Source organism: Vibrio nigripulchritudo, assembly GCF_027924785.1.
Lineage (GTDB): Bacteria > Pseudomonadota > Gammaproteobacteria > Enterobacterales > Vibrionaceae > Vibrio > Vibrio nigripulchritudo.
On the sequence record NZ_AP027049.1, the window covers coordinates 2,406,678 to 2,419,506 of the forward strand.

The window sequence follows — 12,829 nt, forward strand, 5'->3', positions numbered from 1 at the left end:
TCGGAATGGAACAACCGCAACCAGATGAAGCTCATGTCTGGTTGTGGCTTCCTTCTCAGAGCTGGGTGTCTCAGCACTTAGATGACTTATCCGATTCAGAACGAACCCAATATGAGCTCAAACCAGATAAAAGCCGCTGGCAATTTGCATCCAGTAAGCTTTTCCAACGACATGTTCTGTCCTTATACACTGGGCTGTCACCCAAAGCGCACCAAATAAGTAAAAGCACTTATGGAAAACCTTTTCTGGAAGGCTATGACCTTAAATTTAACGCTTCTCACAGCCAGAAAATCATGGTTGTTGGGATTACCTGTCACTCTGAGATTGGTATAGATATCGCAGTCCATAACCATGCATCTCGCTGGAAAAAACGTGCAAATCATATCCTTCATAAAACAGAAGTGGCGAAGGATTCCACTGAGTTCTATAACTTATGGGCTTTAAAGGAATCGTTACTCAAGGCAACGGGAGACGGGTTGGTTCATGGTTGCCATCATTTAGCCCTTCAACCATGTACGGAGGAGAATTCGGTTCTGAAATCATTCCGAAGCTCGCTTGAAGGCTGGCACAGTTATCTTCTTGAGCCACCAACGCGACACGCGAGTCTGGCTTTGTCATCCAGTAAATCATTGACGCGAGTGCGTATTATGTGTTTTGTTACCAACTCAAATTAGATTTAATTTCGCTGTATAAGGATAGTAAAAAGTGGAAATCAAAATCGACCTTCTGGATGGACAAGAGATCGTCGCCCTGCTCAATGAACATTTGGAAGACATGTACGCCACTTCCCCACCAGAAAGCGTTCACGCACTGGATCTGGGCGCATTAAAAAAACCAGACATCACATTTTGGTCAGCATGGGATAAAGGTGTACTGCTCGGCTGCGCTGCACTTAAACAGCTAGATGATACTCATGCCGAAATAAAGTCCATGAGAACCGCACGTACCGCCAGAAATCGAGGTGTCGCGTCAAAACTCTTAAAGCATGTATTGAACGTGGCAAAAGAGAGAAACTATTCAAGGCTCAGTCTGGAAACAGGGTCAATGGAATTTTTCAAACCTGCACGTACTTTGTATGAAAAGCATGGATTTGAGTACTGCCCTCCCTTCGCAGATTACCAGCCAGATCCTAACAGTGAGTTTATGACCAAAAAGCTATAGTTCTGAACGCGTTCAACGTTAGGAGTAAATATGAACAACGTCGTGATTGTGACCGGAGGAAGCAGAGGAATTGGGAAAGCAACATCCCTACTGCTCGCCTCCAGAGGGTATAAAGTGTGTGTGAACTTCAGAACCCGTTCAGAAGAAGCAGAAGAGACCGTCCGGCTAATTGAAGATAAAGGTGGCACAGCCATCGCCTGCCAGGCAGATGTCTCCGTCGAAAGTGATGTGATTCGCCTGTTTGATACCACAGAGCAAGCACTCGGTAAGCTGACGCATTTGGTGAATAATGCGGGTGCGTTGTTTACTCAGTCCCGACTCGTCGATATGGAACTCGAACGATTTAACAAGGTGATGGCTGCCAACGCCACCAGTTGCTTTTTATGTTGTCGGGAAGCCGTTAAGCGCATGACCGATGGCGGGGCAATTGTTAACGTATCTTCTGCCGCTTCAAGGTTAGGCGCACCTTTTGAGTATGTCGATTACGCCGCATCAAAAGGCGCAGTAGATTCAATAACAAAAGGCTTATCTCTGGAAGTAGCGGCTCAGAACATTCGGGTTAATGCAGTGAGACCGGGGTTGATTTACACCGATATTCATACTGATGGTGGCGAACCGGGACGAGTTGACCGGGTGGCACCTTCATTACCTATGCAAAGAGGCGGAACACCGGAAGAAGTAGCAAATGCGATTGCTTGGTTACTCTCAGACGAAGCTTCCTACGTAACAGGCTCTTTCACCGAAATCGCGGGTGGACGCTAGGGTCTAACATCTACCTAAATTATCCAATAAAAAAGCGAGCCATTGGCTCGCTTTTTCTACACCGTTTCCAATTCAATCAGAAACTCATCTTCCTGTAGGTCTGTAATTTTAGCGTGACCTTTTTTTCCGATATTCACTTTCTGATCCGGTTCTAGCTCGTAAGGCATGATCAATGTAATTTTACCGATGCCCTCTGCTCTGGCGAGCTTCACCAATCGAATAAGGTTGGTTTCATCACTGTTCTGTGCAGATAAAGAAGTCAGCGCCTGATCCCAAATCCGGTCCTGAGGCGACTGAAGCTGATTCAGACTGTCTTTCCAGACCACTCCAAAAATGGGCGCAAAAGATTGCATGGCTTCGATAAAAGTCCATTTTCTCCGGCATACCACACCTAAGAATGTGGTGTAGTCAAACACAATATCTGCCGTTTCTTGTTTATCCATGATGCCCCCCGACACTCAGAATACTAAAACATGCAAATTGATTTCACGCTTCATGGGTCGATTTAACCATAGAAGCGGCTTATTACCCAAGTAACCTCAAGAGGCTTGGGTAGACAACAAAAGACGCTTACCAAGCGAAAACTAAGCATCTTTACCAACTGACATAGATCGAGTTGGCTCTAACATCACTATCAACCACAAATCTACATATATCAATATGATATAAAACAATCATCTGTTATAGCTATATTTCCTTAGAAAAGGCTATAAAAAAGTAGGGTTATTTACAACATATGAACATAGTTGAAATGATTGTGATACGGGGGTTCACCAGTTTTGAACCAAAGCTAGCTTTTAATATCCACTATCCGGCTGGCTTTGCGATACTGAACACGCCAGCCCCTCCATCTTGGCAATTCCCAGCGCTTGGGGTCGCCTTTTCGTAAGCCCTGTGCGTATACGACATGAACGAGTTTTCTTGCCGCAAAGTATTCAACTGTCAGCTGCAAATCGCCAATGTTCAACCAGGTTGGATATTCGCTGTCGAAATCTTCTCTTTCCCAATAAGGAATGCCTTCAAATGCTATGTCTTCCTCATCGAGCAATTCCATGTCTTCTAGTGATTCAACACCAAGATCAGACAGTTGTTCAGTTAGCCAGCTTTCCAGGCTTTCAACTTCAAATGGCGACTCTGCTCTTCCTAACGCTTTATAGAGATTCCAGGCATCAATATCCGCCTGCAGTTTGTTGGCGAATCCTTCCCAGATTTTTCCACTCAATATCGCATTCGTCACAGAGGTGATCCCTTGTGGAGCAGACAGCTTTTCGCAAATGGTTCTGCCCGCATATTGGTACTGAGAACGAATAAGAATTTCACCATCTTGCTCTAGGGTTTCGCCTTCTTCCCATTCTCCCAACTCTAGCTTTTCAATTTCTTTCAGCGCGAGCGGCAACATTATGGTCGCTAGGTTGAGTGTCTGTTTCACCCCTCTGCCGGGAATACTGTGTTGATCAAGTACTACTGCGGCTTCTTCTTTATCCGGGAAACGGGAATCGCGACCGACTGTCAGCTCACTGTAACCATTCCCCAACGCCTGACGTCGCTTTTCTCGCCTGACAAAAACAAGCTCTGGATGTAGGCTGGCGACCCCGGAAGTAAACTCGGCTATGTTGAACCGCGAAGCAACATCAAGTTCTGGAAGAGAAAGCGCCTCTCTCATCTGCCTAGCCAAGGCTTGTGCTTCGGAAAGTACTTGCTGATCCACAATTAAAGCATCGCATTGTTCTCCACGAATCAATTTAATTAGCGTTAGAGCATCGCATCCTCTTGGCTCCCATTGATCCAGCTTCTCTCTTTTTTCTTCACCATCTGGCAGTTTGACAAGCCTTGCTGGGGTACACAGGACAGCACTAAGATCGACCATGGCTTCCCTTAACGCCTTGGTTGGCAAACGAGTCAACAAATCGGCATACAAGGCATCAATGGGTAACGGATAGAGTATTTTTCCATGTTCTGTAATGGCGTTGCTTGCATCGATAGCGCCCATTTTCTGTAATCTTTCTGTAGCCTGATGCACGGATTTCTCTGGCAACTCATCCAGAAACTCAAGATTGGAAATGGGATAACCGCAACTGGCACTCGCAAGCATGGCTTCCGTCAGTTCTTCTCGATGAAGTTCTGGTGGGGTGACAATTTCCAGAGGTGCGTGCTCGCCATAAAGACGAATACAGATGCCATCCTGAACACGGCCCGCACGCCCCGCTCGCTGCTTGGTACTCGCTTTAGATATGTTCTTTAAGCTGAGTACGGTTCGACCGTTGCGCTGCATAGTCCGCCTTTCGAGCCCTGAGTCAATAACAGCAGCAATGTTTGGAATGGTCAGTGAGGTTTCAGCAACATTGGTTGCCAGCACCACCTTTTGCTTTGTTTGCTGATTCAGTGCAAGGCTGCGTTGAGCATCGGATACCGAAGCGTGAAGCGGAACGACCAGCACATTCTCTAGTTGAGACAAAGCTTGCTGGCACTGGGTAATTTCCTTTCTGCCTGGCAGAAATACCAGAATGTCTCCTGCAACGTCTTCAAGGCAATGTAGTACTTCATTTTTTACTTTTTGCTCCAGACCTCGAATGTCTGGCAAGTGTCGGCTATCCATTGCCCGATGACCAATCGCCACAGAGTAGACTCTGCCCTCAGCCTTTAACCGCTTTCCGCCGATGTAATCCACCAGCTTCTGCGATTCAAGTGTGGCCGATGTGATGATAAGGCGGTGCTGATCTTCTTTCTTTAAAATGGAAACCAGCAAGTCGGTGTCCCATCGACGTTCATGGAATTCATCGACCATTACGATATCAAAATCGCAAAGTTTGTTTTCTGAATACCACCTCAATGCCACTCCTGGCGTCACAAACACAACTTTGGTGGACTCGTTAAAGTGCGCCTGTAATTTGATGGCATAGCCAATTTTGTCTCCTAATGGACTGCCATCTTCACTCGCCAAAAATTCAGCTAGAGACGTGCAGGCAATACGACGAGGCTCAACCACCAAAACCCTGCCCTTCTCGGCACTCCAAAGAGGCAGACGCGTTGATTTACCAGAACCTGTTTCCGCCTCCACGACGAGATGATGATGAGAAACTAAAGCGTCAAATTCGTTTTTTATGGAATCAATTGGGAGCATCGGAGACATTTTTATGAAGGGCTAATAACTGACGCGAGAGTATATACCCAAATCAAACACGTCAATGGCTTATGCAAATCTACGCTCAGTCGTTTTAAACAAACCATTCACAAACTTGTCACAAAGCTCACTTTCGTCCTTAAAAAGGTCCTGAAGCAGTACAATGTTCAAAGTATGGGGAATTTCTTAGCGTTTTAAAGAAGTTCGGTTTACAACAATGTAACCTAACCGCTATCATTTCAGTCTATGCCCGACACTTGTCTTACCGAGTCATTAATGAATAACGATAAACGCCCTTTATATATCCCGTTAGCGGGACCAGCCCTACTCAGTACACCACTTTTAAACAAAGGCAGTGCCTTTACCGCAGAAGAAAGAAGCTCGTTCAACCTTGAAGGTTTGTTGCCAGAATCAACAGAAACCATTCAGGAACAAGTAGACCGCGCTTACCAGCAGTATAAAAATTTCGAAAGTGATATGGATAAGCACATATACCTGCGCAATATCCAGGACACCAACGAAACCCTATTCTACCGTCTGGTTCAGAACCACATCAGCGAGATGATGCCTATCATCTATACACCAACAGTTGGTGCGGCATGTGAAAACTTCTCAAACATTTACCGCCGTGGTCGCGGGATCTTTATTTCTTACCCAAACAGAGACCGAATTGACGACCTGATTAACAACGCCACCAACCACAATGTTAAAGTCATCGTAGTAACCGATGGCGAGCGAATTCTTGGCTTGGGCGATCAGGGCATCGGAGGCATGGGGATTCCTATCGGTAAGCTGGCTCTTTACACCGCGTGTGGTGGTATCAGCCCGGCTTATACTCTTCCAATCGTTCTGGATGTAGGCACCAACAACCCACAACGCCTTGCAGACCCAATGTACATGGGTTGGCGACACCCTCGTATTACTGGTGCGGAATACAACGCTTTTGTTGAAGAATTCATGCAGGCGGTTCAGCGCCGCTGGCCGGATGCACTTATCCAGTTTGAAGATTTTGCTCAGAAGAACGCAATGCCACTTCTGGAGCGTTATAAAGATCGCGTTTGCTGCTTTAATGATGATATTCAGGGCACCGCTGCGGTCACTGTAGGTTCTTTGATTGCTGCATGTCATGCAGCGGGCAGCAAGCTTTCCGAGCAGCGTATCACTTTCTTAGGTGCAGGTTCTGCGGGTTGCGGTATTGCCGAAGCCATTATTGCACAGATGGTATCCGAAGGGCTTTCAGACGAACAGGCGCGTTCTCAGGTATACATGGTTGACCGATGGGGTCTGTTGCAGGAAGGCATGCAGAACTTACTCGACTTCCAGAAGAAGCTGGTGCAGAAACACGAGAACACCAAAGGATGGGAATCGGATGATGCTGGTTTCTCACTGTTGGAAGTGGTTAAGAATGCTAAGCCAACTGTACTTATTGGTGTGTCTGGTGCGCCGGGGCTGTTTAGCAAAGAAGTGATTCAGGCAATGCACGCCAACTGCGAACGCCCAATTGTCTTCCCTCTTTCTAACCCAACCAGCCGTGTAGAAGCAACACCAAACGACATCATTCGCTGGACAGATGGCGCTGCGCTGGTAGCAACGGGAAGCCCGTTTGACCCAGTTATCCATGATGGTAAAACATTCGAAATTGCTCAGTGTAATAACAGCTACATCTTCCCAGGCATTGGTCTGGGCGTACTGGCCGTTTCTGCTTCACGCGTTACAGACGAAATGCTGATGGAATCCAGCCGTGCGCTTGCAGAATGTTCACCACTTGCTCAGCAAGGCACTGGTGCTCTGTTGCCACCATTGGAAGAAATCCATCGTGTCTCTAAACGCATTGCCTTTGCGGTTGGCAAAAAAGCAATCGAACAAGGTGTGGCACTGGAGATTACAGACGAGACGCTGGAGAAAGCCATTGACCAGCATTTCTGGCAACCAGTTTACCGTCGATACAAGCGAACTGCATTCTAAAGCAGGACTATCTGATCAGTTTGTGCGCGCTTTGCACAAACATTCGGTACAAATGCACGTTTCATTCAGAAAAGCCCTAAATGGGCTTTTCTTTTTAGGATGAAACCGTAAGATTAGTGGTTATGTTAGAGATACTTACACCACTTGGAACCAAGCTCGTTCCCTACCTGCCAGAAATTTCCACAGCCGTTGTTGCCTGTGGTCTGGTGGTATTTGGTTCAGACATCAATCGTACGTTAAGACGTGTTCTCGCCGGGCATCATTTCATCATTAGAACCTTTGCATTCATTCTAATCAATGCCTTTGGTTTCGGTCTGTTCATTGTAAAAGTCTCCCCCATGCTCTCTGACTGGTTGAAGCAGATTGACCGCAGTTGGCTGGTACTGGGTTTGCTCCTGTGGTTTACTTTGGTAGGCATCTGGGCTCAGCGAAATCGGCAGGTTTAATGTTGGAAGTAGTATGCTGAAATTGTCATCTTTTCCCAAAGTCTGGCTTTGGTTAAAAAAAGCATTATTGATTGCTTTCGTGTCTGCATTCACTCTATCGGTTGCGTTGATTCTGGTGGATCGCTGGGTCAGCTGGCAGACTCAGGACAAAATATATTACGAAGCCGAATCCCTTCCTAACCATGATGTAGCCATGGTACTTGGCACCAGCAAATACATCGGGAAAAAACTGAATGACTTTTATACCAACCGCATTTCAACCGCCATTCAGTTGTTTCAGGATAACAAAGTCACCTCCTACCTTCTGAGCGGAGACAATGCACATCGCTCTTATAATGAACCCTGGACAATGAAGCGAGATTTGCTCAAAGCAGGTGTACCGGAAGATGCTATCTATCTGGATTATGCGGGCTTTCGCACATTGGATTCAGTGGTGAGAGCCAAAGAAATTTTTGAAGCGGATGACTTCATCATTATCACTCAGGCTTTCCATTGTGAACGGGCACTCTACATCGCTGATTACCACGATATCAATGCCGTTTGTCTTGCGGTTCCCGGCCCTGAAGGAACATCGGGCTGGTTTGTTCGCCTACGAGAAGTACTGGCAAGAGCCAACGCACTGGTCGATCTTTACATCATTGATAAGCAGCCTAAATTCCTTGGACCTAAGGTGCCTATCGAGAACATTGAAGGTCCACAGAAACCCAGTGAGAGCATATCAGGTGCAACACCTACAGATACAGAATGAGCCAGCATTGCTGGCTCATATTTTAAGTTAACCTATCTGTCAGCGACAATGTACTTCCACCCTGTCTCTGCCTAAATGTTTCGCCTGATAAAGCGCTTCATCTGCTCTTGCCATGGTTTCCGTCATGCGCTCATCTCGCATTTCTGCCACTCCTGCACTGCATGTCAGTTCTTCCCCATGCAGCCAAGTGTGTTCCTTAACACTGACCCGGATACGCTCGGCAATTTCCTGTGCTTGTTCAAGCGAAGTATCACGACAAAACACAATGAACTCTTCCCCACCCCAGCGAACCAAATGGTCACCTGGGCGAATCATAGAGCTTACCACCAGAACGAATTCTTTGAGTATGTCGTCACCAATCTGATGCCCATAGGTATCGTTGATTTTCTTAAAGTGATCGATATCTAAGTAAATCATCGATAGAGCATCTAAACCATCTTCTGCTTGCTTGGCAGCGTCATCCAGCCAGTTTCGAACAGAATGGCGGTTTCTCGCACCGGTAAGTGCATCTACCTGTGCCATTTCTGCAAAGCGACTGTTTTGTTGACGCAAACGGTCGTTCACCGCTTTCAGGTGCAAGTGCCTCGAGTTGGCCTGGCTAATTACGTGACGACTGCGGTTGTGATCAAACACAAAGTAAACCCCACCCAACATCGCCCAGATCAGAACCAATGTCAGCATCAACAATTCGCCGTCAACAAAACGACCTTCAAATTCGATGCTATTTATGACAATGTCACGCGTACCCAATGAAGAACGTGACCCAGTCGCTATCTCAAACAGGACAACGTTACTGAACTCTGGAGCAGCATGAGGGATATCGATATCCAGATCTGCCAGCCACCAGGTCATTACCTGGAAGTTTTTCATCGGGATCACAACCTCACCCTGACCAATGCCGGGCGCATACTCAAGCCCGTTGTACTTTATCGAGTACTCATTGTCAGAGTTAGAATACGCTGAGTTAAAGTTGCGAAGATAAACTCTTAATCTGCCTTCTGGGTCGTCGGTATGGTAATCAATGTTAAGCCTAACTGTATGATAGTTAGATAAATTGATTCCCTTCGAAATATCATCAGAAAGCTGAATTGAAACAGAGCAGTACGGCCATGCGTACTCACTTTGCTTTAAATTACATTGAAGAGACGCGCGAGAGCCTTCAACCGACAGGTTTGTATCTGTTTTCCCGCCAGACTGCCTGTCATCTGCGGGTATAAACTCAAACTGTTGTGGCGAAATAACAAGGCGCTGTGTATCCCCAAATTGGTAATAAAGCGTTATTACCGTCAATGTACCAAACAACAACACCAAGAAAACCTTTTGTATCAAGCTCAATTGATGTTTTCTACTCATGCTATACCTCAATCTACAAACGTAGAAACTAGCAAAATGGAACTAAAATCACACTATCGTACATATGTGTAACATACCATAACCAAGCCATTTCGCACACTATTTGTATGTTCATTCAAGAGAAAATACGTAAAAAAAGATGACGGGCTTTATAAATCAGTCACAAAGAAGAAATGTTTACCAAATAGCTCAACTATGCCGGTGCGTAAAATTTGCTAAAATATCAATTACACTGATTTCCAAGCGATAAAATTGAGCCAGCAAGAGCTCTTTACACCGCTTGACGCAATAAAAACAACGAATACGCCATAAGTGCGTAGAAAACGAGTAATGTCATGTCTATAAAAACTACAGGCACTCTGAGAAAGCTTGCATCCGAGCTCTCAGAAGGTGTCGACTACTTCCTGCCAATTGGTAACGAGCGTGTGGGTCTAAACACCTTTATAGGTCAGCCGATCACCCTGACTCATACGGGCAACATCTTTTGCAGCTCCTGTGGCAAAAAAACCAAGAAAAGCTATTCGCAAGGTCACTGTTTTGTCTGCATGAAGAAACTGGCTAGTTGCGATATGTGCATTATGAAGCCGGAAACTTGTCATTATGAGCAAGGCACGTGCCGAGAGCCTGAATGGGCCGATGAAAACTGCATGGTTGACCACTATGTCTACTTATCTAACACCTCCAGTTTAAAGGTAGGCATCACCCGACACACTCAAATTCCAACTCGTTGGGTTGATCAGGGTGCGACTCAGGGGCTACCCATCTTTAAGGTGAAGAATCGTCATATTTCCGGGTTAATTGAAGTCGCTTTAGCAAAGCATGTGGCAGACAAAACCAACTGGCGAACTCTGCTGAAAGGAGATGGAGAGCCAATGGCATTAGAAGAGTTGGCGAAACAGCTAATGCCTCATGCAGAAGAAGTCATCTCTGAAATCAAAGCAAAATATGGTGAAGACTCAGTGACACCATTAGTTGAAGATATAACGGAGATCCAGTATCCCGTTACCGAGCACCCTACAAAAATTGTATCGCACAACTTTGATAAAAATCCCGAGGTGACAGGGGTGCTTAAAGGTATTAAAGGTCAGTATTTAATTCTGGATACAGGTGTTATTAACGTCAGAAAGTTCACTTCATATGAAGTAACGTTTGAAGGTTAAATGAAAGGAGAGCTAAGCTCTCCTTTTTAGTTGTTGACGAGGGATTCAAGAGCCTCAAACAAATGGTCGATTTCCTGAAAAGTGTTGTAATGCATCAATCCAATTCGCACTACGCCGCCACTTTCTTCCAGTCCCAACTGTCGAATCAGACCTAAAGCGTAAAAGTGCCCGTTCCAGACACAGATATTCTGCTCTCCCAACGCTGAAGCTACGACTTCAGGCGGAATCTCATCAAGACGAATAGCAAAGGTAGGCGTTCTGTCGTTCGAAGCACGGTTAATCCCATAGAGTGTAGCGCCGGATAAACCTGACAGTTTCTTCAGGAAGTACTCGGACAACGCCTGTTCATGGCGAGAATACTGTGAGTAACTTTCCTCCAATCTTTCTCTTAATGATTTCTCTTCCGAGCCCCACTGCGATAGGTATTCCAAGGTTTGGTTGAATCCGGCTATCGCTTCAAAGCTCTGAGTTCCTGTTTCAAACCGACCAGGGCCGAAATTCGTCGCAGGCTCTACTTTGTAAGGAACCAGAGTTTCCACCCACTTTGGCGATACATAGGCGATCCCGAGATGAGGACCGAAAAATTTGTACGCACTGCAAGCTAGGAAATCGCAACCCAGATCCTGAACATCAATCAGATGGTGGGGGGCATAGTGAACAGCGTCAATATACACCAATGCGTCAACCTGTTTAGCCAGTTCAATAACCGACTTCACATCCACAATAGATCCTGTCGTATTCGAGGCGTAAGTCACCGCAACAAGACGCGTTTTATCAGTCAAAAGTTCCTTAAAGTGAGCCATATCCAAGGTACAGTCTTCTTCATTTACCCGAACTTGCTTAACCGTTACGCCTTTATCCTGCGCAGCTTGTTGCCAGCTGGACACATTGGAGTAATGATCCAACGCCGTTACGATGATTTCATCCCCTGCTTGCCATTCTCGACTAATCGCTCGGCTGAGTTGGAAAGTCAGTGACGTCATGTTGGGACCAAAGACAATGTTGTTTCCAGATTCGGCATTCAGAAACTGCGCAGCCCCTTCCCTGCCTTGCTGCATCATCGAGGTGGTGATTTCGCTTGAAAAGAACTTTCCACCCAGATTGGAGTTGAAATGACCTAGATATCGGGTCATCTCATCCAATACAGATTGGGGAACCTGACTCCCTCCGGGACCATCCAGAAAGCTTACCGGTTTGTCATTGTGAAGCTGGCTCAGGGCTGGAAACTGGGCTCTCGCGCTTTCGACATTAAACGTCATGACTCGATTCCGTCGCGGTTAACACAAACACATCCATATGACCTTCGTTGTCTCTAATCACTGAACGAATTGGCTGAGCGTTATGCCAGAGTTTATGGTCATCCAGCATAGCGACCTCACCATTTTGCAGCACCTTTCTAAAAAACGGTGCTTCATGGTTGTCTTGGTACAGCATGATTTCGCCGCCAACAATGTTGTGACGGTCAATACCGACGATCGCAATATGGTCGAAGCCATCCTGATGCACGCCCTCTGGTGCTACCGGCGTCTCTTCGTAAACAGTCGCAATTCTGATCTGATGGATCTCTATCTCCTGTCCCTCTGGTAAGCTGTTGGCATCAACAAATACCTGACACAGCTCAAGCATCGCATCACTCTCTAGGATTCGGTTTTCAATCGGCTCAAACTGACGAATAACGTCACCTTGAAAATGATTAATGTCCTCAGATTGAACGAAGCTATGGCGATTTACTTCCGTTAATCTGTTTTGTTGGAACTGAACCACTGAGTAACGGCGCAATCTATATTTGCCGTCCGCGTGACTTGTGTTAGGGAGAGAATTAAAAGATGGAGATAATTGTGCTATCGCAGCATGGCTGAGCTGCGTTAACTGCAAAGTGCTTTCATGCGAAATCATTTCGGACTCCTGAGAATTACAGACACATATAATTTACATATTCATTACATTTAGATTTACCCACATATCCTGCAAGATCAACTTTTATTAATTATTTATATTGATATAACGTCAATTTCAGCATTTAAAGCCAATAATAAAACAATAATCAGTCTTTAAAGCTGGTTTTTCGATCTCACGAATGTTAAAACCAAAACTCTTCACTACCATAATTTGT

The 12,829-nt window shown here is 45.8% G+C and carries 12 protein-coding genes; 7 read left to right on the top strand and 5 right to left on the bottom strand.

Annotation, left to right across the window (positions count from 1 at the left end; all coding sequences use genetic code 11):
• The first annotated feature begins 5 nt into the window (after nt 1–5).
• Genes QMG91_RS11065 through QMG91_RS11075 form a run of 3 tightly spaced genes read left to right on the top strand, consistent with a single transcriptional unit; the run spans nt 6 to nt 1,923 of the window.
• On the top strand, nt 6–674 hold the full coding sequence (locus tag QMG91_RS11065) for a 4'-phosphopantetheinyl transferase family protein (RefSeq protein ID WP_004401701.1): 669 nt from the start codon (nt 6–8) through the stop codon (nt 672–674).
• A 31-nt stretch (nt 675–705) separates the two neighbouring features.
• Nucleotides 706–1,161 carry a GNAT family N-acetyltransferase gene (locus QMG91_RS11070; protein WP_281826477.1) on the top strand — a complete coding sequence of 152 codons (456 nt, stop codon included), beginning with the start codon at nt 706–708 and terminating at the stop codon, nt 1,159–1,161.
• 30 nt (nt 1,162–1,191) lie between these two features.
• The gene (locus tag QMG91_RS11075) at nt 1,192–1,923 is read left to right on the top strand and encodes an SDR family oxidoreductase (protein ID WP_281826479.1); all 732 of its coding nucleotides are present in this window, start codon (nt 1,192–1,194) and stop codon (nt 1,921–1,923) included.
• 56 nt (nt 1,924–1,979) lie between these two features.
• Here QMG91_RS11075 and QMG91_RS11080 read toward each other — a convergent pair whose 3' ends face one another.
• Nucleotides 1,980–2,366 carry a hypothetical protein gene (locus QMG91_RS11080; protein WP_004403387.1) on the bottom strand — a complete coding sequence of 129 codons (387 nt, stop codon included), beginning with the start codon at nt 2,364–2,366 and terminating at the stop codon, nt 1,980–1,982.
• A 347-nt stretch (nt 2,367–2,713) separates the two neighbouring features.
• Complete coding sequence (locus tag QMG91_RS11085; RefSeq protein ID WP_281826482.1) at nt 2,714–5,044, bottom strand: helicase-related protein; 2,331 nt, start codon at nt 5,042–5,044, stop codon at nt 2,714–2,716.
• Nucleotides 5,045–5,320: 276 nt separating this feature from the next.
• Here QMG91_RS11085 and QMG91_RS11090 point away from each other — a divergent pair, with 276 nt between their 5' ends.
• The 3 genes from QMG91_RS11090 (at nt 5,321) to QMG91_RS11100 (ending at nt 8,203) form a co-directional block, all read left to right on the top strand.
• On the top strand, nt 5,321–7,009 hold the full coding sequence (locus QMG91_RS11090) for an NAD-dependent malic enzyme (protein WP_022589510.1): 1,689 nt from the start codon (nt 5,321–5,323) through the stop codon (nt 7,007–7,009).
• 122 nt (nt 7,010–7,131) lie between these two features.
• Entirely contained in the window at nt 7,132–7,455 is a 324-nt protein-coding gene (locus QMG91_RS11095; protein WP_022589509.1) for a DUF3392 domain-containing protein, read from the top strand.
• Between the two features lie 13 nt (nt 7,456–7,468).
• Complete coding sequence (locus QMG91_RS11100; protein WP_022550264.1) at nt 7,469–8,203, top strand: SanA/YdcF family protein; 735 nt, start codon at nt 7,469–7,471, stop codon at nt 8,201–8,203.
• Between the two features lie 39 nt (nt 8,204–8,242).
• Here QMG91_RS11100 and QMG91_RS11105 read toward each other — a convergent pair whose 3' ends face one another.
• Nucleotides 8,243–9,538 (bottom strand): GGDEF domain-containing protein, encoded by a 1,296-nt coding sequence (locus QMG91_RS11105; RefSeq protein WP_281830463.1) that lies wholly within the window; start codon nt 9,536–9,538, stop codon nt 8,243–8,245.
• Between the two features lie 353 nt (nt 9,539–9,891).
• Here QMG91_RS11105 and QMG91_RS11110 point away from each other — a divergent pair, with 353 nt between their 5' ends.
• On the top strand, nt 9,892–10,716 hold the full coding sequence (locus QMG91_RS11110; protein WP_281826487.1) for a DUF2797 domain-containing protein: 825 nt from the start codon (nt 9,892–9,894) through the stop codon (nt 10,714–10,716).
• Nucleotides 10,717–10,742: 26 nt separating this feature from the next.
• On the opposite strand, the gene QMG91_RS11115 is transcribed toward QMG91_RS11110, so the two are convergent.
• The gene (locus QMG91_RS11115) at nt 10,743–11,975 is read right to left on the bottom strand and encodes a cysteine desulfurase-like protein (protein WP_281826489.1); all 1,233 of its coding nucleotides are present in this window, start codon (nt 11,973–11,975) and stop codon (nt 10,743–10,745) included.
• Nucleotides 11,965–12,612 carry a 2OG-Fe dioxygenase family protein gene (locus QMG91_RS11120; RefSeq protein WP_004408193.1) on the bottom strand — a complete coding sequence of 216 codons (648 nt, stop codon included), beginning with the start codon at nt 12,610–12,612 and terminating at the stop codon, nt 11,965–11,967. Before QMG91_RS11120 ends, QMG91_RS11115 begins: the two co-directional genes overlap by 11 nt.
• Nucleotides 12,613–12,829 lie beyond the last annotated feature (217 nt).

Coding starts and splice junctions, on each gene's coding strand:
- QMG91_RS11065 (WP_004401701.1), top strand. CDS start 6: ATGGAACAACCGCAACCAGATGAAGCTCATGTCTGGTTGTGGCTTCCT.
- QMG91_RS11075 (WP_281826479.1), top strand. CDS start 1,192: ATGAACAACGTCGTGATTGTGACCGGAGGAAGCAGAGGAATTGGGAAA.
- QMG91_RS11080 (WP_004403387.1), bottom strand. CDS start 2,366: ATGGATAAACAAGAAACGGCAGATATTGTGTTTGACTACACCACATTC.
- QMG91_RS11085 (WP_281826482.1), bottom strand. CDS start 5,044: ATGCTCCCAATTGATTCCATAAAAAACGAATTTGACGCTTTAGTTTCT.
- QMG91_RS11090 (WP_022589510.1), top strand. CDS start 5,321: ATGAATAACGATAAACGCCCTTTATATATCCCGTTAGCGGGACCAGCC.
- QMG91_RS11095 (WP_022589509.1), top strand. CDS start 7,132: ATGTTAGAGATACTTACACCACTTGGAACCAAGCTCGTTCCCTACCTG.
- QMG91_RS11100 (WP_022550264.1), top strand. CDS start 7,469: ATGCTGAAATTGTCATCTTTTCCCAAAGTCTGGCTTTGGTTAAAAAAA.
- QMG91_RS11110 (WP_281826487.1), top strand. CDS start 9,892: ATGTCTATAAAAACTACAGGCACTCTGAGAAAGCTTGCATCCGAGCTC.
- QMG91_RS11115 (WP_281826489.1), bottom strand. CDS start 11,975: ATGACGTTTAATGTCGAAAGCGCGAGAGCCCAGTTTCCAGCCCTGAGC.
- QMG91_RS11120 (WP_004408193.1), bottom strand. CDS start 12,612: ATGATTTCGCATGAAAGCACTTTGCAGTTAACGCAGCTCAGCCATGCT.